Source organism: Pseudomonas sp. S2_F03 (assembly GCF_054668335.1).
Genome location: NZ_CP162759.1, coordinates 4,649,683 through 4,669,557 on the forward strand (window position 1 = coordinate 4,649,683; position 19,875 = coordinate 4,669,557).

The 19,875-nt window shown below is 59.8% G+C and carries 22 protein-coding genes; 8 read left to right on the forward strand and 14 right to left on the reverse strand.

Translation table 11 applies throughout. The annotated features are described in order from the left end of the window. Positions 1 to 18 precede the first annotated feature (18 nt). From lapG to AB4N76_RS21710, 3 genes are all read right to left on the reverse strand, one after another. Positions 19 to 726, reverse strand: a complete 708-nt coding sequence (gene lapG / locus AB4N76_RS21700; RefSeq protein ID WP_460163508.1) for a cysteine protease LapG — start codon at positions 724 to 726, stop codon at positions 19 to 21. A gap of 244 nt (positions 727 to 970) precedes the next feature. Further along, a complete protein-coding gene (locus AB4N76_RS21705) occupies positions 971 to 1,366 on the reverse strand; it encodes a YbaN family protein (protein WP_046032760.1) in 396 nt (131 codons plus the stop codon). 10 nt (positions 1,367 to 1,376) lie between these two features. Then, complete coding sequence (locus AB4N76_RS21710) at positions 1,377 to 1,964, reverse strand: UPF0149 family protein (RefSeq protein WP_046032761.1); 588 nt, start codon at positions 1,962 to 1,964, stop codon at positions 1,377 to 1,379. Positions 1,965 to 2,376: 412 nt separating this feature from the next. On the opposite strand from AB4N76_RS21710, the gene recQ reads away from it, so the two are divergent. The 4 genes from recQ (at position 2,377) to AB4N76_RS21730 (ending at position 7,235) form a co-directional block, all read left to right on the forward strand. Continuing rightward, positions 2,377 to 4,503: a DNA helicase RecQ gene (gene recQ / locus AB4N76_RS21715; protein ID WP_046032762.1), complete on the forward strand. Its 2,127-nt coding sequence runs from the start codon at positions 2,377 to 2,379 to the stop codon at positions 4,501 to 4,503. Positions 4,504 to 4,621: 118 nt separating this feature from the next. Further along, on the forward strand, positions 4,622 to 5,056 hold the full coding sequence (locus tag AB4N76_RS21720) for a MarR family transcriptional regulator (RefSeq protein ID WP_046032763.1): 435 nt from the start codon (positions 4,622 to 4,624) through the stop codon (positions 5,054 to 5,056). A gap of 128 nt (positions 5,057 to 5,184) precedes the next feature. Beyond that, complete coding sequence (locus AB4N76_RS21725) at positions 5,185 to 6,903, forward strand: FimV/HubP family polar landmark protein (RefSeq protein WP_460163509.1); 1,719 nt, start codon at positions 5,185 to 5,187, stop codon at positions 6,901 to 6,903. A 44-nt stretch (positions 6,904 to 6,947) separates the two neighbouring features. Beyond that, positions 6,948 to 7,235: an Rdx family protein gene (locus AB4N76_RS21730; RefSeq protein WP_046032765.1), complete on the forward strand. Its 288-nt coding sequence runs from the start codon at positions 6,948 to 6,950 to the stop codon at positions 7,233 to 7,235. Here the strand turns inward: AB4N76_RS21730 and AB4N76_RS21735 are convergent. Both AB4N76_RS21735 and AB4N76_RS21740 read right to left on the reverse strand, forming a co-directional pair. Continuing rightward, entirely contained in the window at positions 7,229 to 8,122 is an 894-nt protein-coding gene (locus AB4N76_RS21735) for a DMT family transporter (RefSeq protein WP_077430679.1), read from the reverse strand. The two genes, AB4N76_RS21730 and AB4N76_RS21735, sit on opposite strands and share 7 nt — an antisense overlap. A gap of 126 nt (positions 8,123 to 8,248) precedes the next feature. Then, complete coding sequence (locus AB4N76_RS21740; protein ID WP_046032767.1) at positions 8,249 to 9,007, reverse strand: helix-turn-helix transcriptional regulator; 759 nt, start codon at positions 9,005 to 9,007, stop codon at positions 8,249 to 8,251. 128 nt (positions 9,008 to 9,135) lie between these two features. On the opposite strand from AB4N76_RS21740, the gene AB4N76_RS21745 reads away from it, so the two are divergent. Further along, positions 9,136 to 9,951: a UDP-2,3-diacylglucosamine diphosphatase gene (locus tag AB4N76_RS21745; protein ID WP_046032768.1), complete on the forward strand. Its 816-nt coding sequence runs from the start codon at positions 9,136 to 9,138 to the stop codon at positions 9,949 to 9,951. Positions 9,952 to 10,093: 142 nt separating this feature from the next. Here the strand turns inward: AB4N76_RS21745 and AB4N76_RS21750 are convergent, their stop codons facing one another. Both AB4N76_RS21750 and AB4N76_RS21755 read right to left on the reverse strand, forming a co-directional pair. Next, on the reverse strand, positions 10,094 to 10,684 hold the full coding sequence (locus AB4N76_RS21750) for an HD domain-containing protein (RefSeq protein ID WP_046032769.1): 591 nt from the start codon (positions 10,682 to 10,684) through the stop codon (positions 10,094 to 10,096). Positions 10,685 to 10,783: 99 nt separating this feature from the next. Beyond that, the gene (locus AB4N76_RS21755; protein ID WP_046032770.1) at positions 10,784 to 11,095 is read right to left on the reverse strand and encodes an Mpo1-like protein; all 312 of its coding nucleotides are present in this window, start codon (positions 11,093 to 11,095) and stop codon (positions 10,784 to 10,786) included. A 163-nt stretch (positions 11,096 to 11,258) separates the two neighbouring features. Between AB4N76_RS21755 and AB4N76_RS21760 the strand changes: the two genes are divergently transcribed. Beyond that, positions 11,259 to 12,320, forward strand: a complete 1,062-nt coding sequence (locus AB4N76_RS21760) for an AraC family transcriptional regulator (protein ID WP_077430678.1) — start codon at positions 11,259 to 11,261, stop codon at positions 12,318 to 12,320. Here AB4N76_RS21760 and AB4N76_RS21765 read toward each other — a convergent pair. Continuing rightward, complete coding sequence (locus tag AB4N76_RS21765) at positions 12,277 to 13,731, reverse strand: TrkH family potassium uptake protein (protein WP_460163510.1); 1,455 nt, start codon at positions 13,729 to 13,731, stop codon at positions 12,277 to 12,279. The genes AB4N76_RS21760 and AB4N76_RS21765 overlap by 44 nt on opposite strands. Positions 13,732 to 13,852: 121 nt before the next feature. On the opposite strand from AB4N76_RS21765, the gene AB4N76_RS21770 reads away from it, so the two are divergent. Next, positions 13,853 to 14,419, forward strand: coding sequence for a nitroreductase family protein (locus AB4N76_RS21770; RefSeq protein WP_046032773.1), 567 nt, complete (start codon positions 13,853 to 13,855; stop codon positions 14,417 to 14,419). A 113-nt stretch (positions 14,420 to 14,532) separates the two neighbouring features. On the opposite strand, the gene AB4N76_RS21775 is transcribed toward AB4N76_RS21770, so the two are convergent. The 6 genes from AB4N76_RS21775 to AB4N76_RS21800 form a co-directional block, all read right to left on the reverse strand. After that, positions 14,533 to 15,873 carry a sensor histidine kinase gene (locus tag AB4N76_RS21775; protein ID WP_046032774.1) on the reverse strand — a complete coding sequence of 447 codons (1,341 nt, stop codon included), beginning with the start codon at positions 15,871 to 15,873 and terminating at the stop codon, positions 14,533 to 14,535. 175 nt (positions 15,874 to 16,048) lie between these two features. Next, a complete protein-coding gene (locus AB4N76_RS21780) occupies positions 16,049 to 16,498 on the reverse strand; it encodes a Spy/CpxP family protein refolding chaperone (protein ID WP_046032775.1) in 450 nt (149 codons plus the stop codon). Between the two features lie 300 nt (positions 16,499 to 16,798). Next, positions 16,799 to 17,476, reverse strand: coding sequence for a response regulator transcription factor (locus AB4N76_RS21785; RefSeq protein ID WP_046032776.1), 678 nt, complete (start codon positions 17,474 to 17,476; stop codon positions 16,799 to 16,801). Between the two features lie 7 nt (positions 17,477 to 17,483). After that, entirely contained in the window at positions 17,484 to 17,897 is a 414-nt protein-coding gene (locus AB4N76_RS21790; RefSeq protein ID WP_046032777.1) for a translation initiation factor 2, read from the reverse strand. A 122-nt stretch (positions 17,898 to 18,019) separates the two neighbouring features. Then, positions 18,020 to 18,319 carry a YciI family protein gene (locus tag AB4N76_RS21795; RefSeq protein WP_046032778.1) on the reverse strand — a complete coding sequence of 100 codons (300 nt, stop codon included), beginning with the start codon at positions 18,317 to 18,319 and terminating at the stop codon, positions 18,020 to 18,022. 1 nt (position 18,320) lies between these two features. Next, a complete protein-coding gene (locus AB4N76_RS21800; protein ID WP_046032779.1) occupies positions 18,321 to 18,917 on the reverse strand; it encodes a septation protein A in 597 nt (198 codons plus the stop codon). A gap of 87 nt (positions 18,918 to 19,004) precedes the next feature. Here AB4N76_RS21800 and AB4N76_RS21805 point away from each other — a divergent pair, with 87 nt between their 5' ends. Continuing rightward, entirely contained in the window at positions 19,005 to 19,868 is an 864-nt protein-coding gene (locus tag AB4N76_RS21805; RefSeq protein WP_046032780.1) for a PHP domain-containing protein, read from the forward strand. Positions 19,869 to 19,875: the final 7 nt, after the last annotated feature.

Below are 19,875 nucleotides of genomic sequence, written 5' to 3' on the forward strand. Positions count from 1 at the left end.
CGCTCCTTGCTGTGACGGCTAGCCTTCGCCTACGGCGAATCCTTCGGCTTGCATCTTTTTCAACACGTCTTGCCAGCGCGACAGTTTTTTAGTGTCGCCGCTGCGTTTACCGCCATTGGCCCCCGGCAAGTACAGGCCTTCGGCATTGAAGGCGTACACCGGCAACAGGTCCTTGCGTTGGGACGCGGGGCGGATTTCGCTGATCAGGTTGTCCAGCACCAGCGGTTCGGCCGTTGGGGTGCTGTAGAAGGTCAGCACCATGTGCGCCTGATTCTGGGCCAGCGCCTTGACGTAAGTAATGCGCAGTTTTTCGCTGGGAATCCCGAGGTAGCGCAGGCTGAAATATTTCGCCAGCGCGTAGTCTTCACAGTCGCCGGCGCCCTTGATCAACGATTCTTCTGGCGTGGCCCAGTAATCGGTCTGACGCCAGATGCGCGTGTCGTCTTGAAAATTCAGCTGCTGATTGAAGAACCGATTGACCGCATTCAGTTGCTCGCGCTCGGGTTGCTTGAGTTCGCTTTTGAGCATTTGACTCCATGCCTCGATTCTTCCCTGGGCCGGGCCGAGGGGGCCATAGCGCTTTTCGGCGGTTTGCAGGATCTGCGTAAAGTCCCAGTCGGCCAGGACTGTGCCCAGCCCCGCCAGCAGAAAACTGGCCAGCAGTAGCCACCCGCCGAGCCGAAGTCGGAGCGTTGACCATCCTGGACTTCGCGGACGACGGGACATGTCTGGCTGCTCGCGTGCAGATGCCTGAAGTCTAGGCGGAGTTTTCAGCGAGGGCGGACAAATTGTCGGGTGGGTGCACGGACCTGCATACACGGACCTGTAGCAGCTGGCGAAGCCTGCGTTCGGCTGGGAAGCAGTCGTAAACCCAGAACCCCGGATTCAACTGAACGACCGCATTGCCTGATTTCACGACTGCTTCGCAGCCGAACGCAGGCTTCGCCAGCTGCTACAGGGGCGGGGGTGTTCAGGGTTTGTGCAGGGTTTTTTGCTTGAGGATGTAGGCCGTGACGAGCACGGCGCTGGTCAGCATGAACCCGCGCGCCCACGGCAGGGGCACCAGATAGCAGGAGAACAGGATGCTCGCCCACATCAGTCCGATGGCGTAGACCTTGCCCTTGAGCGGGATGCCGTTACCGTCGAGATAGTCGCGAATCCACGGGCCGAGCCGTGGATGCTCCACCAGCCACTGATAAAAACGCGGCGAACTGCGGGCGAAGCACGCGGCGGCCAGCAACAGGAAGGGGGTGGTGGGCAAAACTGGCAGGAAAATCCCGATCACCCCCAGCGCTACGCTCAACCAGCCGATGGCCAGCAGCACATAGCGCAACATCAGGGGGCGGTTGCCTATGGGATTGTCCATAGGCAAGACCTTAGTGGTGACGTGGCTTGAGGATCGCCGGTTTTTCGTCTGGTGCGTTGCACAGCAGGTACAGCGCAGTCAGGGCTTCCGGGATCTGAACGATCATGTCGTCCATCAGGTTGGCATCCTTGGCGATGTCTTCGAACTCTGGCTGTTCGTCGAACAGGCCCGAGCCAACCATGATCGGCAGCAGCATTTCGCTGACTTCATCTTCGGCACTTTCGAACCAGGCTGCTTCGCGCAGGAACACACCTTCCATGAAACCGATGCACCAGCCGCGCAGGTCGGAATCATCCGGCTCTTCGCCCAGGTCCAGGTCGCATGGCAGTTCGAATTCTTCATCGGACGCCAGTTGGCGGGCAATGTGAGCCTTGAGGCCGATCAGTGTGGCTTCGATCTCTTCGCGCTGCGCTTCGCTGCTGTAATGCGGTTCTTCGGCGAAGAGGGCGTCGATCCACTCACGGTCAGGAACGGTTTCGGAACAGATCGACAGCGCGGTGAGGTAGCCGTGAGCGGCCACATAGTCCAGCGCCTCGTCATGCAGTTCGTCGGCGTCGAGGAAGACTTGCAAACGGGTTAGTTGCTCAGCGAAGGACATTAAAGGGCTACCTTGGGGAATGTTCGATGCGGGAATTCTAGGCCTTCTTGAGCGCTCAGGCCAGCCGCGCGGCATATTTGCACCCTCGCAAGAACAGGCAACCCCGCAATCCCTGTAGGAGTGAGCCTGCTCGCGAAAGCGGTGCCACATTCAAAATCAATGTTGACTGGCCCACCGCCATCGCGAGCAAGCTCGCTCCCACAGGGTTCTTCATTGGATTTGCTTCATGTGTCTTATCAGCGGTGCCCTGTGCGAGGGAGGCCTCGGGTATACTCGCGCGTTTTGTGATGCCCTGCTGGCGTCCCGGCTGAAATGTGAAGCGTCATGCAACGCGCCCTTACGATTTTTCGGTGCAGCGTGCGTGGTTCTGAACCAGCCTTGCAGGGATGTTTTTGTGATTTTTGGAGTTTTTATGCTCGAACAGGCTCAACGCGTCCTCAAGGACATCTTCGGCTACGACAGTTTTCGTGGCCGTCAGGGTGCAATCATTGAGCGCGTGGCCAGTGGCGGCGACGCCCTGGTACTGATGCCTACCGGTGGCGGCAAATCCCTGTGTTTCCAGGTCCCGGCACTGCTGCGTGAAGGCCTGGCGGTGGTGGTTTCGCCGCTGATCGCACTGATGGACGACCAGGTCGCCACCCTCGAAGAGCTGGGTGTCGCGGCGGCTGCATTGAACTCCACGCTGAGCGCTGAACAACAGCGCGACCTGGCGGCCCGCATCAAGCGCGGCGAAGTGAAAATGCTCTACCTGGCGCCCGAGCGTCTGGTCCAGCCGCGCATGCTGGCGTTCCTGCAAAGCCTTGAAATTGCCCTGTTCGCCATCGACGAAGCGCACTGTGTATCGCAGTGGGGTCACGACTTCCGCCGTGAATACCTGCAACTGGGCCAATTGGCGGAATTGTTCCCGAACGTCCCGCGTATCGCCCTGACGGCCACCGCCGATAAACGTACCCGCGAAGAAATCGTCGATCGCCTGCACTTGCACAATGCCGAACGTTTTCTGTCGAGTTTCGACCGTCCAAACATCTTCTACCGCATCGTGCCCAAGGAGCAGCCGCGCAAGCAGTTGCTGGCGTTCCTGGCCGAGCGGCGCAGCGATGCCGGCATCGTTTACTGCCTGTCGCGCAAAAAGGTTGACGAAGTGGCGGTGTTCCTCAGTGAACAAGGTTTCCCGGCGCTGCCGTATCACGCAGGTTTGCCCAACGAAACCCGGGCCCATCACCAGAAACGCTTCCTCAACGAGGAAGGCCTGATCATGGTCGCCACCGTGGCGTTCGGCATGGGCATCGACAAGCCCAACGTGCGGTTTGTCGCTCACCTCGATTTGCCGAAGTCCCTTGAGGCCTATTACCAGGAAACCGGTCGCGGCGGTCGTGACGGTCTGCCGGCGGATGCCTGGATGGCGTACGGCCTGCAAGACGTGGTGATGCTCAAGCAAATGCTGCAAAACTCTGAAGGCGATGAGCGCCACAAGCGTCTGGAGCAGCACAAGCTCGACGCCATGCTCTCGCTGTGCGAAGAAACCCGCTGCCGTCGCCAGACGTTGCTGGCCTACTTTGATGAAGACATGCCTGAACCATGCGGCCATTGCGACAACTGTGTCGATGGCGTGCAGACCTGGGACGCCACTGAACCTGCGCGTCAGGCGCTGTCGGCGATTTATCGCACCGGCCAGCGTTATGGCGTCGGGCATCTGGTGGACGTGTTGCTGGGCAAGGACAACGAAAAAATCCGCAGCATTGGTCACCAGCATCTTTCAGTGTTCGGGGTCGGCAAGGCGATGGGCGAGAGCGAATGGCGCTCGCTGTTCCGACAGCTGGTTGCCCGTGGCCTGGCCGACATCGACCTCGAAGGCTACGGTGGCCTGCGCCTGAGCGACACTTGCCGGCCGCTGCTCAAGGGCGAAGTGACCCTGGAACTGCGCCGCGACCTCAAGCCGCAAACCACCGCCAAAAGCAGCAAGAGCCAGGCGAGCCAACTGGTGCGGGGCGAAGAGCGCGAGCAGTGGGAAGCCTTGCGCGCCCTGCGCCGCAAACTCGCCGAAGAACATGGCGTGCCGCCGTATGTCATTTTCCCCGATTCGACATTGTTGGAAATGCTCCGCAGCCAGCCCACCTCACTCTCGGAAATGGCCACGGTCAGCGGCGTCGGTGCACGCAAGCTGGAGCGTTACGGCGAAGCGTTCCTCGAAGTGCTCGGTGGTCAGGTCGAAGCGCCGAAAGTCGTGGCCGACGTGCGCCACGAATTGATCACCCTGGCCCGAGCCGGCATGACGCCGCTGCAAATCGCCGGTCAGTTGCAGTGTTCGGAGAAGAACGTCTACACCATGCTCGCCGAGGCCATCGGCAAGCAGCAGTTGTCGCTGGAGCAGGCGCTGGATTTGCCTGAAGAACTGATGGGCGAAGTCCAGGATGCCTTCCTCGACGGCGAAGGTGAGTTGCCGGCAGTTTCTGAGATTGCCGCGCTGTTTGCCGGGCGAGTGCCAGAAGGTGTTCTGTACTGTGTGCGGGCGGCCCTGCAATCGGAGTTTGAGGTTTAAGCGGTTTTGTAGGTTGATGTAACGATTCACTACAGACCGAGCCTTGCCTCAAGCCAAGGGTCATGCTTAGCTGGCTAATAATTAGTTTTTATTACTTCAGTCTAATCATGAGTGTTTTATGCCGTTAACCGATCAACACCGCTTTGGCATGCAATTGGCCCAGATGTCGCGAGGCTGGCGTGCCGAATTGGACCGTCGACTGGCGGGGCTGGGATTGTCCCAGGCTCGCTGGCTAGTGCTGCTGCACCTGGCACGCTTCGAACAAGCCCCCACCCAGCGTGAACTGGCGCAAAGCGTCGGTGTTGAAGGGCCGACCCTGGCCCGATTGCTCGACAGCCTGGAAACCCAGGGACTGGTGCAGCGCCAAGCGGTGCTGGAAGACCGCCGGGCGAAAAAAATCGCTCTCTGCGCGCCGGCCCTTCCCCTGATCGAACAAATTGAAACTATTGCCACCCAACTGCGCCAAGAACTGTTCGCAGGCGTCGACGAGGCCGATCTAAAGGTCTGCATGCGGGTTCACGGGCACATTCTGGCCAACCTGGAAAAATCTTGATGCATAACCCCTCGCCAGACTTTTGAGATACCCCCGCTGGGCAGACTATAAAGAACTACTACGCAATATCGTGTTCGTAACGGATGTGCGAACACGCATAGGTTGGTTCTGTTATCTAAGGGATGCTCATGCTTGAGAGTTGGCCGTTGGTTTTACGGTGTGGCGCCAGGTTGTTTCTGGTCGGTGGTGCGATCACTTACTCTGCATTGGCGCCCGCGCTGGGATTGGGGGATATCACGCTTCACTCCGCGCTGAATCAGCCATTGAGTGCCGACATCGCCCTGGTGGATGTCGGCGGGCTGGAGGAGGGCGAGTTGTCCGTCAGTCTGGCGACGGCAGATGAATTCAGTCGCGCTGGCGTGGAGCGGTTGTTCTTCCTCAACAACCTGAAGTTCACCCCGATCCTGCGGGGCAATCGAAGCCTGATCCGGGTCACCTCCAGCAAAGCGGTCAGCGAACCTTTCCTGAATTTTGTGGTGCAGCTCAATCAGCCCAACGGGCGCGTGTTGCGTGAGTACACGGTACTGATTGATCCACCGGGTACTCCGGGTGTCGAACCCGTCGCGGATGAGCCGGTCACCACGTCTCAGTCTTCTGCCTTCCCCGTCGTCAAACCCCGCGCGCCATCAAACCCGGTGAAGAAATCCGCCGCAGTCCCGGTAGCGGTGCCACCTGCCACCGTCCCCGTGAATGATCCCGTTATTGCCGAACAACTGGCCGCCAGCGTGCTGCACATCCAGCAGCTGCAAACCACTGTCGACGAGTTGAATTCAAAGCTTCAAGCACAGGACGAGCAGATCACCGGTCAGAAAAAACAGGTGACCGAGTTGCAAACCCGATTGGCTGAAGTCACTCACGCCGCCGCCGAGCCCGTGGCGCCAGTGCCTGTCGCGCCCACACCCGTCGTTGTCGAGGAGCAGGGAGCGACCCACTGGCAGTTGATCATTGGATTGCTGGCGCTGGTGGCGTTGGCACTGCTGGGGTGGTTCGTTCGTCATCGACGCCAGCAAGTTCTGGTGTTGCCCGAGGCTTTCACCGATTTGCCGTCACGGCAGGAGCTGGTACACGATCGTCCAGCACAACCATTGGCACACACCGCCATGCTTAAACCGGCCACCGACCACCGTGAAGCAACGTCAGCAGGCGATGTGCTGGAAGGTGTCGGCATCTACCTGACCTATGGTCGTTTTTCCGAAGCCGCAGCCTTGTTGCGAGAGGCGCTTAGCAAAGAGCCTCAACGCTCGGACCTGGCCGTGCAACTGCTGGAGGTGCTCGGTAAACAAGGTGATGTGCCCGCCTATGAGGCACAGGAAAACAGCCTGCGACAAGCCGGGTTTGACCGACAAAAACTTCAGGACATCCGCACCCGTCACCCGAAACTGAACAGTGCGGTACCTGCGGTCGCGGCACCGGTCGTCGCCCCTGAGCAAGCCTCACCCAACGACTGTTTCCAGTTGAACCTGGATGATTTGTCGATGGATTCCAGTTGGGATCTCGTCAGTCCCTTCGACAGTTCGACGCCCGACGTGCACCCATTGCCCGACGCGTCATTGCTGCCGGAACCCGAACTGGAATGGGACCCGGTACCTGATCTGCCGTTGCAGGCTGTCGATTTTCTCGATGAATTCAGCGACGTCGGTCAGTCATTGCAACATGAGCCGCTGCAACTTGAACCGCTGAGCCTTGCGCCGCTGGAGCCGAACAACGCCGGTAAACTCGAGCAGGCCCAGACCTGCATTGACGATGGTGATCTCGACAACGCCATCGCGCTGCTGAATGAATTGCTCAAGGACGGCGACGAGCCACTTCGCCAGACCGCCCGCAGTCTGTTGGCCGGTATCCGCTGAGGCTCTATGATAGCGACGCCCTCAGATTCAGAGACTCGCCCGTCATGACCGCGCACAAACCGGAAATCGTCATCACCTACTGCACGCAATGCCAATGGCTATTGCGTGCCGCCTGGTTGGCCCAGGAACTGCTCAGTACCTTTGGCGATGACTTGGGCAAAGTGTCGCTGGTGCCCGGCACCGGCGGGGTGTTCCATATTTTCTGTGACGAGGTGCAGCTTTGGGAGCGCAAGGCTGATGGCGGTTTCCCGGAGGCCAAGGTGCTCAAGCAGCGGGTCCGCGATCAGATTGACCCGGACCGCGACCTGGGCCACAACGACCGGACTCAGTGAGACGCCGCTTCAGCGACCACGGTCTTTTTGCTTGAGCCACCCGACAACCGGCTGGACACCACGATCGCGACGATGATCAACGCGCCGCCGATCAGCATGCGCAGCGTCGGGTTTTCATTGAACAGCAGCCAGGCCATGGAGATCCCGTAAACCGGTTCCAGGGCGAACACCACCGCCGCAGTGCGTGCCTTGATCACCGCCAGGCTGGCGACGAACAGGCTGTGTGCAACGCCGGTGCAGAACACCCCGAGCAGACCGATCCACAGCCAGTCGATGCCGCGCACTTCGCTCAATTGCGGTGCCGCCACGGGCAGCAGGCACACCGCGACCACCACGTTCTGGCACAGCGCGGCCTGCACCGGCGGGATTCGCCCGGAGCTGGCCCGGTTGGTCAGTGACAGCAAGGCAAACAACAGCCCGGAACCGACGGCCCAAAGCAGGCCGGTGGTAGCGCCGCTGGCCAGATCGAAGTCCGGGGTGACCAGCACCAACCCGACACTCACCAGCACGACCAGCAGGATTTCGTTGGCGCGAATCCGCTCGCGGAAAACCAGCCCTTCGAGAATGACGGTAAACGCCGGGAAACTGGCAAAACCCAGGGTCGCAATCGCCACACCCGCCACCTTCACCGCAATGAAGAAACTCACCCAGTGCCCGGCCAGCAACAAACCGCTGAGCAGCAGACGGCGCCAGTCCACGGCTTCAAGCTTTTGCCAGCGGGTGTTGCTGGCGAAGCGCGCAAACACCGCCAGGGCCAGCACCGCAAACGCGGCACGGCCAAAGACGATGACAGCGGGGGAGGCGGCAGCGAGTTTGCCGAACACACCGGTCAGGCCGAACATCAGTGCGCCGATATGCAAAGCGCCAAGGGCGGTACGGGGAGTCATTACAATCCTTGATTAACGTAGTAAGCCAAACCGACAGAGTCCACGGGCTTGTAGCAGCTGGCGCAGGCTTCGCCAGCTGCTACATTAAATCGCGTGAGGCTTGGCGTGTCTGTCGTCAGACTCGCGTCATTTATCGCCAGCCTCGCGCCGCAGTTTGCCGGGGGAAGCGCCAAACTCGCGCAATACCGCCGCGGCGAAAGCACTCTGGGAGCTATAGCCGACCCGGCTGGCAATCTCGCCGATGGGCAATGGTGAATCGCGCAGCAATCCCACCGCCAGATGAAGCCGCCGGCTGCGGATGTAGTCCATTGGCGTCTGCCCGCATTCGGCGATAAACCGTGCGTGCAAGCGAGCGCTGGACAGCCCGGCCACCTGGGCCAGATCTGCCACTTGCAGCGGATACGCCGCGTATTGATCGATGTGCGCATTCATCGCCGCATACGGCAGGCGCCGTCCGCCGACGCTGTCAGGTTTGGCGTTATTAAGGCTGGCCAGCAACAGCACCGCACCTTGTTGCGCGATCAACGGATCGTTGACCTGACTGCCTGCCAGCCAATTGACCAATTGGCTTTGCCCTGCATCCAGCGGCAGGCGCCCGGCGTTGCCGAGCAGGCGGTGACTGGCTTCGGCGTGGTCACCCAGAGACTGTGAAATCCATTGATCGCTCGGCACATCCAGCACCAGGCAACGGCTGCCATTGCTACTGCCGCACGCGTGATGGAAACCGGACGGGACTACCACGAAACTCTGCTGCACCACCTGGCTGCCATGGCCATCGACTTCGAAGTCCAGCGCACCCGACAAGCCGAACACCAGTTGAGCGTGGTCGTGGCTGTGGACGATCAAGTCTTCGGTGTACTGGCGTAGTGTGAGGATCGGTCTCATCACAGGTCTCCTGGCAAGATGGGGCCAGTCTACACCGGCCTGCCGCTGTCACAGGAATGACTCGCCACTGTCATGCTCAATTAACCCGATCGGCGCAACCTTGGAAAAACCATCGCAGAGGGTTGCCCATGACCAGCGCCGAGCTCGCCAAACCCAGTCGTAAGCAACGTGTGCGCACCTTATGGATTTCCGATGTGCACCTGGGCACTCGGGATTGCCAGGCCGAACACCTGTCGCAGTTTCTCAAGGGCTACCACGCGGACAAGATTTACCTGGTCGGCGACATCATCGACGGCTGGAAACTGCGCGGCGGCATGTATTGGCCGCAGGCGCACACCAACGTGATCCGGCGCTTGCTGACCATGAGCAAGCGCGGCACCGAAGTCATTTATGTGACCGGCAATCACGACGAATTCCTGCGTCGCTATTCCAAGCTGATTCTGGGCAACATCCAACTGGTGGATGAAGCCGTGCACGTGACCGCCGATGGCCGTCACCTGCTGGTTATCCATGGCGATCAGTTCGATGTCATCACCCGGTATCACCGCTGGCTGGCCTTTCTCGGCGACTCGGCCTACGAATTCACCCTGACCCTCAACCGCTGGCTCAACCATTGGCGCGCCCGTTATGGCTATGGCTATTGGTCGCTGTCGGCGTACCTCAAGCACAAGGTGAAAACCGCGGTCAGCTTCATCAGCGACTTCGAGGAAGCTATCGCTCACGAATGCCTGAAGCGCGAGTTGCATGGCGTGGTGTGCGGGCACATTCACCACGCCGAGATTCGCAAGGTCGGCGAGGTGGATTACCTCAATTGCGGGGACTGGGTGGAGTCGTGCACGGCGCTGATCGAGCATTGGGACGGGACGATCGAGCTGTATCGCCTGGCAGATGCTCAGGCGCGGGAAGCTGAATTGAGGGCCATCAAGGTCGCCGAACCGGCCTAGGAATACGGTGTCTGGGCAGGCCTCATCGCGGGCAAGCCCGCTCCCACATTGAGCAAGGTGAACACTAGATTTGTGACTGCTAGAAAAGCCTGTGGGAGCGGGCTTGCCCGCGATGGACCGCGCAGCGGTCCCCTGAGGTCTGTCAGGCCGGCGAATGTTGCTCCATCGCCGCTGTATAAATCGAGTTCTTCGGTTGGGCGAACACCCGCTCCATCATCGGCTCAAAGAAACTCAATGGCAGCGTCTCATACTCAGGGTCGAACGCCGCCGCATCGTACTTGGCACAGAACTCGATGGTCGCCTGATATTGCGGGTGTCCGCTGAATTGCTCGCGCAGGTGCCGATCCATCCCCAGGTGATGGAAGAAGTAGTAGCCCTGGAAAATCCCGTGTTTCTCCACCATCCATAAGTTGTCGGCGCTGACGAACGGCTTGAGGATCGCCGCTGCAATGTCCGGGTGGTTGTAGGAGCCAAGGGTGTCGCCGATGTCGTGCAGCAGTGCACAGACCACGTATTCTTCATCACGGCCATCGCGCCAGGCGCGGCTGGCGGTTTGCAGCGAATGGGTCAGGCGATCTACCGGGAAGCCGCCAAAATCACCCGCCAGCAACTTCAGGTGCGCCACAATCCGTGCCGGTAATTGTTTGGCGTAGGCACTGAAGTCGGCGGCGATGATCGCCCAGTCCTCCTGCGTGCCATCCTGCATGTGCGTGAATCGGGCATGGGCATTCATCAGCTATCCTCTTGTTCTAATCGAATGGGATGTCTTGAGTGTAGAACTTGGATCCAATATTGCATTGGCCACACAGGTCGCTTTTATGGCCAGTGGAGCCTAGAAGGGCACGCGACCCAGAATCATGTCGCGGTACATGACAAAGTCGCCAAGCAGGCTATAAAGAGGATGTTGGAAGGTTGCAGGTCGATTCTTCTCAAAGAAGAAATGCCCGACCCAGGCGAAGCTGTAACCGGCCAGCGGAAGGGCCCAAAGCAACAGCCATGCGCCTTTGCCGATGGTCAGGGCCAGGATGAAAATGACCAGCGTCGTGCCGATAAAGTGCAGTCGTCGGCAAGTACTGTCGCTGTGTTCGCTGAGGTAATACGGGTAGAACTCAGCAAAACTGTTGAAACGTTTGATGTTTTCCACGACTGCGATCTCTGTGGTTATTGTTCTGATTGCAAGTTGTTCTGCGGGTAGCTTATTTGAGTCTAGAGTGATCAATGGCATCAGCCAGTGACAATAGGCGCCACTTTAGTATCCTTTGGAAATCAGCCGCGTCAGACGGCTCACCGAACGTGAAGTAAACGCCATGAGCGAACGAACGACTTCTGCAAGCTGGGCGATGGGGATTGTCAAAGCACTGGAGATGGACGGTCTGGATTGCCGGGCTCTGTTCAAGCAGCTAGGGCTCGACTACGCATCGCTGGATGATCCGGATGCGCGCTTCACGCAAGATTCCATGACGCGTCTGTGGCAGCGCGCGGTCGAGCTGTCCGGCAACCCGGCGATAGGCCTGAACATGGGCAAAGTGGTGCGACCGGCCTCCTTCCATGTGGCGGGTTACGCCTTGATGTCCAGCCAGACCCTGGCCGAAGGCTTTCAGCGACTGGTGCGCTATCAGCGGATCATTGCCGAAAGTGCCGATTTGAGTTTCCGCCTGCTGGATGAGGGTTATGCGCTGATTCTGACGGTGCATGGCGACCACTTGCCACCCACCCGGCAAAGTGCCGAAGCGTCGCTGGCCTGTGCGTTGGCGTTGTGCGGCTGGTTGACCGGGCGCACGCTGCAACCGCGCAAGGTGCTGGTGCAGGGCGATCAACCCGTCGACCTCGAACCGTATAAACAAGCCTTTCATGCGCCGTTGGTGTTCAACGCGGCTTACGATGCGTTGATCTTTGAACGTGCCGACATGGAAGCCCCCCTGCCAACTGCCAACGAAGCGATGGCGCTGCTGCATGACCGGTTTGCCGGCGAGTACCTGGCACGGTTCTCCGAGAGCCGCGTGACGCACAATGCGCGTCAAGTGTTGTGTCGTCTGCTGCCGCAGGGCGAACCCAAGCGCGATACCGTGGCGCAAACGCTGCACTTGTCACAGCGCACCTTGCAGCGGCGCTTGCAGGAGGAGGGCACCAGTTTTCAGGCGTTGCTCGATGACACGCGACGTGAATTGGCCGAGCAATACCTTGCCCAGCCCACCATGACCCTGCTTGAAATTGCCTACTTGCTGGGGTTCGCCGATCCGAGCAACTTCTTCCGCGCCTTCCGCCGCTGGTTTGACGCCACGCCCGGCGAGTACCGGGCGCATCTGACGGACGCGGCAGGGCTGGTCAGTGCCGCCAGAACGCAGGAATGCACAGAACAAACACCGTAATGATCTCCAGTCGGCCGAGCAGCATGCCGAACGACAGAATCCACTTGGCGGCGTCCGGCAACGATGAAAAGTTACCCGACGGCCCGATGGTCGGACCCAACCCCGGCCCGACACCGGACACGGTACTGGCCGCACCGGTCAGGGCGGTCATCCAGTCCACGCCGAGCAGTGAGAGCAGCAACGCGATGACGCAGATGGTGATGGCAAAGAAGAACGAAAACGTCAGGATCGAACGCACGATTTCTTCGTCGAGACGGTGACCGTTGTACTTTTGCTTGATCACCGCGCGCGGGTGAATCAACTGGTTAAGGTTGGCCTTGAGCAGGATATAGGCGACCTGGAAGCGGAATATCTTGATCCCGCCGGCCGTCGAGCCGGAGCAGCCGCCGACAAAGCCCAGGTAGAAGAACAGCATCAGCGAGAAATTGCCCCACAGGCTGTAATCCCCCAGCGCAAAACCGGTGGTGGTGACCACCGACGTCACGTTAAACGCCACGTGCCGCAAGGCTTCGAGCCAATGCAGTTGGGTGGTCCACCAGTACCAGGTGCCGAGCACCAGCCAGGTCACCAGCAGCATGCCGAGCATCCCTTGAACCTGCTGATCCCCGAATAACGCCCAGCGGTTGCCGCGCAAGGTCGCCACATACAGGGTGAAGGGCAGGCTGCCGAGAATCATGATGACGATCGCCACCCAGTGCACCGCCGGTTGTGTCCACTTGGCCAGTGACTGGTCCGACGTGGAAAACCCTCCGGTCGAGATCGCGGACATCGCATGGTTGATCGCATCAAACAGACTCATTCCGGCCCACCACAGCGCCAGGCTGCCGACAATGGTGATGCCGACGTAGGCGGCCACGATCAAGCGCGCCACCATGTGCGAGCGAGGCATGATTTTTTCGGAGCGGTCCGACGATTCGGTCTGAAACAGGCGCATGCCACCGATACGCAACAGCGGCAAAATGGCGACTGCCATGCCGATAAAGCCGATGCCGCCGAGCCAGTGCAGCAGCGAGCGCCACATCAGAATGCCGGGCGACATGGTGTCCAGGCCACTGAGTACTGTGGAGCCGGTGGCGGTGATGCCGGACATGCTTTCGAAGAAGGAGTCGGTGTAGCTGATGTGCTGGGTCAGCAAAAATGGCAGCGCGGCGAAGATGCACACCACCAGCCAACTGCTGACGGTCAACAAATACATGTCCCGTGGACGCAGGTGAACATGCTCGGGACGTCCGGGGATGACCAGCGCCAGGCCAGCCACAAACGTAATCATGCTCGACCACAGGAACGACGGCAGGTCGTTGGTGCGGTCGAAGATCACCAGGGTTGCCATGGGCACGATCATGGAGATCGCCAGCGTGATCAGGAAGATGCCGATGATAAAACCAATAATCCGTAAGGTCGGCAACGCCATGAAATCCGCTCGGGCTGTTGTGGAGGAGGGCGCCATTCTACCTGCGGGGCAGGGCATGTAAACCGACGCCGCTTGTGCACTTGCAGCTAGAATAGCCAAACATTTTTTCAGGAGGTGGCCGATGCAGGCTCTCGACGCTTTGCTCAACCGTGTTTCCGTTCCACGACTGCTTGACCCGGCACCGACCGCAGCGCAGCGCGAAGTCCTGTTTGGCGCCGCCATGCGTGCACCGGACCATGGTCATTTGCAGCCGTGGCGCTTCCTGACGGTCGAGGGTGCGGCGCGTGAGCAGATGGGCGAGTTGCTGGCTGAAGCCGCCAGGCTACAAGACGCCGAGGTGTCCGAGGCCGCGCTGGACAAGGCGCGCAACGGCCCACTCCGGGCGCCACTGGTTGTGGTGGTGATCGCGCGGTTACAGGATCACGTCAAATATCCGAAATCCGAACAACTGCTGGCAGCGGGCTGCGCGGCACACGGGATTTTGCTGGCGGCGTATGCGCAGGGGATTGGCGCGGTGTGGCGCACCGGTGATTTGGCGTATTCCGCGCATGTGGCCAATGGGTTGGGGTTGGCGCAAGGGGAGGAGGTGATTGCGTTCCTCTACCTGGGCACGCCGCAGAAAGAACCGCGAGTGGCGGAGAAAGTCGATCTGGCCGAATTTGTCAGCGCCTGGCCCGCTAAATCCTGACGTTCAAAAAATCGCAGCCTCGTTTCACTCGACAGCTGCTACAGAGATATGTGTACACCTGTAGCAGCTGTCGAGTGAAACGAGGCTGTGTGCTTTTTGCATCATCACTGCATTTATGGCTGGACGACAGCACCCGGCACCAACGGCAGCTCCAGGCTGGCAATAAACCCGCCCTGCGGATGATTGGCCAGCACCAGGCTCCCGCCGTGCCGTTCTGCCGCGCGGCGCGCAATGGCCAATCCAAGGCCATGCCCGGCGGCTGTCTGCCCTGGAGCCCGATAAAACGGCTCACCCAACTGGTTCAAATACTCGGCGCTTACACCCGGCCCATGGTCACGCACGCTGACCACAATCCGCTCGCCCTGACGCACGGCCTGCATTTCAATCGACTGCCCAACCGGGTTAAAACGCTGAGCATTGCGCAGCAGATTGTCGAGGGCGCGCTCGATCATCGTCGGCCAGCCTTTGAGGTTCAGTTGCGGCTCAGCTTCAAGTCGCACGCTCTGCTCCGGCGAGCCCAGTTGCGCATCTTTGTGTAGCGTATTGAGTAGCGCGTTGAGGTCGACCTCTTCGGCGCTGGCGTTGTCGGCGTCGACTCGCGCCAGCACCAGAATTTCGCTGATCAACGCTTCCAGCCGGTCACATTCTCGGGTCAGGCGCGGCCAGAGCTTCTCCCGTTCTTCAGGGGTGGCCCGTTCAGCCAGCGCCAGTGCAATGCGCAGCCGGGCGAGCGGAGAGCGCAATTCGTGCGATACATCGCGAAGGAGTTGCCGTTGGCTACCGATCAGACTTTGCAGGCGTGAGCCCATGCGATTGAAGTCGTTGGCCAGTACGCCGAATTCATCGCGGCGATTGGCCAGTTTCACCAGGCTGTTCTGCTGATAGGTCGTTTGCCCCAGGTCATGCACTGCGCCGCGCAGACGACTGAGCGGGCGGGTGATCGACAGCGTGACGAACAAGCTGAACAAGGTCAGCACCACCAGAGCAATGCCCAAGGCACTCAACGGCCACAACAGGCTTTCGCGGTGCCATGAATCCAGTTCAGGGTGCGGGATGCGATAGATCAGCAGGTAGGTATCGCCGGTCTTTTCGCTGGTGTATTCCGCGGTCAAACGACGCCATGGCAGGCGCCGGTCATCGTTGTTCTGCCGCGCTTCGAACGCCGCAGCACGACGAGGGAAGGTGCCTCGAACCACCGGGTCACCGCTCTCGTTCAGCACCTGAACGTCAATGTGATATTGACGTTTGCGCTGTTCCAGAATGTCCTGAGCGGCTTCTTCACCCTGGGATTCATAGGTTTGCGTCCATTGTTCGGCCAAGGTATTGAGGCCCGGATGGCGACTGAGAATCCACGCGTCCTGGTTGAGCATATGCCCCAGCAGAATGGAAAGCCCTGCCACCAGAGCGATGGCCAGCCAGAAACTGGCCAGGATACGCCAGAACAATGAGCGCACAGAAAATCCTCAAACAAACGCAAATCCATGTGGGAGCGGGCTTGCTCGCGAAGGCGGTGTCTCAGGCAAATCACTGTTGACTGACACACCGCCTTCGCGAGCAAGCCCGCTCCCACATTTGACTAAGTGGAATCAGACCCAACGGGGTTGAGCCGTTGGGTCCGGGGTTAGCGCATTATTGCGCTTTTTGCGGTTGTTGCGCTTTCCACGCCTTGAATTCGGCCCATTCGGCGCGATGCTCAGCCTGTTTTTTCTGGATCTCGTCGAATTTCTTCTGTTGATCCGGCTTCAGTACGGCGCGCACATCGGCTTCGGCTTTCTGATGTTTGGCGGTCATTTCGTCTTTCAAGGCTTTCTGGTCAGCCGGGGAGAGTTTCTCCAGGTATTTGTCGACCAGTTGCTTACGCTCGTGCATCTGTTCGCCCATGATCTTGCGGATCTGCTCGCGCTGTTCGCGGCTCAGGTCCAGCTGGCTGTACGGGCCTTTACCGTGCATGCCGTGCATCTGACCGCCGTGGCGCGAGCCGTCCATCGAGCCATCCATCGGGCCGGTGCCTTCAGGCATGGCCATGGCAACGGTCGGCAGGGCGGCAGCAAACATCAGAGCGATAAGAGTCTTGCGCATGGTGAATCTCCTTGTCTCGTTCCCGGTACGTTCCGGATGAGTACAGATTACGCAGATCAAGGTCAGCGGCGGTCAGCTGAGCGTAAAGCTTGGGTAAAGACGGGTTTGTACTGACCTGACAAAACCAACACTTCACTGACAACACAAGACGTAGCAGCTGCCGAGCCTGCGAGGCTGCGTTCGGCTGCGAAGCAGTCGTGAAATCAGCCGCTGCGGTTTTTCAGGAAAACCGCGCTCTCAGGGTTTACGACGGCTGCGCCACCGGACGCAGCCTCGCAGGCTCGGCAGCTGCTACACGCTTCAGAGGCTGTAGTAGTAGCCGCGGCTACGCAGGGCAACGATGCGAGGACGGCCGTCGGGGTGTGGGCCGATTTTTTTACGCAGGTTACTGACGTGCATGTCCAGACTGCGGTCGTACAGGGTCAGCTTGCGGCCCAGGGCAATCTGCGCCAGCTCCTGTTTGTCCAGCGGCTCGCCGGGTTGCTTGAGCAGGGCTTCAAGCAGGCGGCTTTCGGAGACGGTGAGGGTGAACTCCTGTTCATCGATGCTGACCACGCCACGCACCGGGCTGAAACACAGATCTCCCAGTTCCATCTGGCTAGACACGGCCGCCGGATGGCTGCGGCGCAACACGGCGCGCAGACGGGCTGTCAGTTCTCGTGGGTCGCAGGGTTTGGCCAGATAATCATCGGCGCCCAGTTCCAGACCGAGAATGCGGTCCAGTGGCTCACCGCGTGCTGAAAGCATCAGCACCGGCAAGTCCGGGTGGTCGCTGCGCAATTGCTTGAGCAATTCCAGACCGCTGCCATCCGGCAGCATGACGTCCAGCACCACGGCGGCCGGGGAGGTTTCGGCCAGCGCGCGGCGGGCACTCTGGCCATCGTGGCAAGCGCGGACCTGAAAGCCTTCCTGGCTCAACCAACTGACCAGGAGCTCGCACAGTTCCTGGTCATCATCAATTAGTAACAGCTCGCTCATGAATCACTCAATTCAGCCATTGCCGACGTTTTCTGGTGGCACCACTGGCGAAGATACCGCAGAGCAGGGCCAATAGCGCTACTCCACCGCCGATAACAAACCACTGCTGCTGATCAGACAGAAAGCGTGGCAGCGGACTGCTGGCCTGCACTTCCTTGAGCTGCAGCTTGAGGCGCTGATTCTCTTGGCGCAACCGGCTCAGTTGAGCGCTTTCGCGTTCGCCATCGGCATTTTGCAATTGTTTGCTCAGTTCTTCTCGTTGTTGTTCGCTCGCCTTCAAGCGCTGCTGCAACTCGCTGATCTGGCTGCCGGCGCTTAGGGACAGCGGCGTTGAATTACCGCTCTCGACGCCTTCTTCACCATGAGCCGGGGCCATGATCGACAACGTCACCAACAACAGACATAACGGACCCTTGCGCATCGCGACTCCTGATTCCAATCGAGTGATTGGGCAGGTTATCGGCAGGCAAACGAGAATAATGAGCGATTGAGAGCGCGATGAACCGACAAGGTTCACCGCACGGGGGCATTTGTGGGGGAAAGTTACGGCAGGACTTGCTTGAACGGCTTGACCAGAACGTTGGCGTAGACACCTGCCGCGATGTACGGATCAGCGTCGGCCCAGGTTTGCGCGGCGCTCAGGGAATCGAATTCGGCAACGATCAGGCTGCCGGTGAAACCCGCCGCGCCCGGATCATTGCTGTCGACCGCCGGGTGTGGACCGGCCAATACGATGCGGCCTTCGCCCTTGAGCACTTGCAGGCGCTCAAGGTGGGCAGGGCGCGCGGCCAGTCGGGCTTCCAGGGAGTTGGCGACGTCTGTGGCAATGATTGCGTAAAGCATGTCAGTCCTCGGTTTTTGGCGTTGTGGTATCGGCGTCGTGCAGGTGGCGGGACAGGTAAATGCCCTGGCCGACCAGGAACAGCAGCGTCATGCCCAGGCTGCCGAAGACTTTGAAGTCGACCCAGTAGTCCTGATAGGTAAACGCGACGAACAGGTTGGCGGCACCGCAAAACAGGAAAAAGGCGATCCAGGCGATGTTCAGACGCGTCCAGACCGGTTCCGGCAGGGTCAGCGCGTGGCCCATGATGCGTTTGATCAACAGGCTGTCGCCGATGAAATGGCTGCCAATGAATGCCAGGGCAAACAACCAGTTCACCACCGGCGCTTTCCACTTCAGGAAGGTTTCGCTGTGGAACGCCAGGGTCAGGCTACCGAAGACCAGGCAGGCGATGAGCGTCAGCCACTGGCTCTTTTCAAGCTTGCGCTGCTTGATGAACAGCGTGCCGTACACCACCAGGGAGCTGATGATCAGCATCGCGGTGGCGCTGTAAATACCGCCTACAGTCAATTCATGACCGCCGATGTCGACGACCCGTGGATCGAGTTTGAAGACGATGAAAAACAGAAGAAGCGGGATGAAATCGATGAATTGTTTCACAGTGGCAGCCAGAAGCAGGATGTGGCGGCATAATAACAAACATATGGGCGCGCGATAGCGCCAGCTGATTTGAGGTAACAAAGTCCTGTGAATGTTGATTTGCACTGCCATAGCACGGCCTCCGATGGCGCCCTGGCGCCTGCGGTACTGGTTGCGCGTGCGTTCGAGAAAGGCGTGCGAGTCCTGGCCTTGACCGATCACGATACCCTCGAGGGCCTTGATGAGGCCCGCACCGCGGCAACGGCGCTGGGGATGCAGCTGGTCAACGGCGTCGAATTGTCCTGCACCTGGGGCGGCGCGACCATTCACGTATTGGGTTACGGGTTTGATGTAAACGCGCCGGCGTTGGTCGAGGCGATTGCAAAGTTGCACGATGGCCGATGGCTGCGATCCGAGGAAATTGGCCGAAAACTCGCATTGAAAGGCATGCCGGGCGCGCTGGACGGTGCCCGGGCCATACAGCAGGAACTGGGCGACAGCGGCAACGCGCCGGCCCGCCCGCACTTCGCCGACTGGATGGTGCGTGAAGGGTATGTAAAGGATCGCGCCGAAGCCTTCCGCAAATGGTTGGGCGCCGGCAAGCTGGGCGACGTCAAGCAACACTGGCCGACCCTGGAAGAGACCGTCGAAACCCTGCGCGCGGCAAAGGCTTGGGTCAGCCTGGCGCATCCCTGGCATTACGATTTCACACGCAGCAAGCGTCGTCGGCTGATTTCTGACTATATTCAAGCCGGGGGCCATGCGATTGAAGTGGTCAATGGCCATCAGCCCGCCGAGCAAGTGGGCAGCCTGGCGATTCTTGCTCGCGAGTTCGGTCTGCTGGTCAGCGCCGGCAGTGATTTTCATGGCCCTGGAGGCTGGTCCGAGATCGGTGAATACCGACCTCTGCCGGAGGATCTGCCACCACTGTGGTGTCGATTCAAACATGACCCAAATATTGCCGCCGTCTGAACAGGTA

Coding starts and splice junctions, on each gene's coding strand:
- AB4N76_RS21770 (WP_046032773.1), top strand. CDS start 13,853: ATGCAGGCTCTCGACGCTTTGCTCAACCGTGTTTCCGTTCCACGACTG.
- AB4N76_RS21705 (WP_046032760.1), bottom strand. CDS start 1,366: ATGGACAATCCCATAGGCAACCGCCCCCTGATGTTGCGCTATGTGCTG.
- AB4N76_RS21735 (WP_077430679.1), bottom strand. CDS start 8,122: ATGACTCCCCGTACCGCCCTTGGCGCTTTGCATATCGGCGCACTGATG.
- AB4N76_RS21785 (WP_046032776.1), bottom strand. CDS start 17,476: ATGAGCGAGCTGTTACTAATTGATGATGACCAGGAACTGTGCGAGCTC.
- AB4N76_RS21795 (WP_046032778.1), bottom strand. CDS start 18,319: ATGCTTTACGCAATCATTGCCACAGACGTCGCCAACTCCCTGGAAGCC.
- AB4N76_RS21780 (WP_046032775.1), bottom strand. CDS start 16,498: ATGCGCAAGACTCTTATCGCTCTGATGTTTGCTGCCGCCCTGCCGACC.
- AB4N76_RS21730 (WP_046032765.1), top strand. CDS start 6,948: ATGACCGCGCACAAACCGGAAATCGTCATCACCTACTGCACGCAATGC.
- AB4N76_RS21725 (WP_460163509.1), top strand. CDS start 5,185: ATGCTTGAGAGTTGGCCGTTGGTTTTACGGTGTGGCGCCAGGTTGTTT.
- AB4N76_RS21740 (WP_046032767.1), bottom strand. CDS start 9,007: ATGAGACCGATCCTCACACTACGCCAGTACACCGAAGACTTGATCGTC.
- AB4N76_RS21720 (WP_046032763.1), top strand. CDS start 4,622: ATGCCGTTAACCGATCAACACCGCTTTGGCATGCAATTGGCCCAGATG.
- AB4N76_RS21790 (WP_046032777.1), bottom strand. CDS start 17,897: ATGCGCAAGGGTCCGTTATGTCTGTTGTTGGTGACGTTGTCGATCATG.
- AB4N76_RS21745 (WP_046032768.1), top strand. CDS start 9,136: ATGACCAGCGCCGAGCTCGCCAAACCCAGTCGTAAGCAACGTGTGCGC.
- AB4N76_RS21750 (WP_046032769.1), bottom strand. CDS start 10,684: ATGAATGCCCATGCCCGATTCACGCACATGCAGGATGGCACGCAGGAG.
- recQ (WP_046032762.1), top strand. CDS start 2,377: ATGCTCGAACAGGCTCAACGCGTCCTCAAGGACATCTTCGGCTACGAC.
- AB4N76_RS21710 (WP_046032761.1), bottom strand. CDS start 1,964: ATGTCCTTCGCTGAGCAACTAACCCGTTTGCAAGTCTTCCTCGACGCC.
- lapG (WP_460163508.1), bottom strand. CDS start 726: ATGTCCCGTCGTCCGCGAAGTCCAGGATGGTCAACGCTCCGACTTCGG.
- AB4N76_RS21760 (WP_077430678.1), top strand. CDS start 11,259: ATGAGCGAACGAACGACTTCTGCAAGCTGGGCGATGGGGATTGTCAAA.
- AB4N76_RS21765 (WP_460163510.1), bottom strand. CDS start 13,731: ATGGCGTTGCCGACCTTACGGATTATTGGTTTTATCATCGGCATCTTC.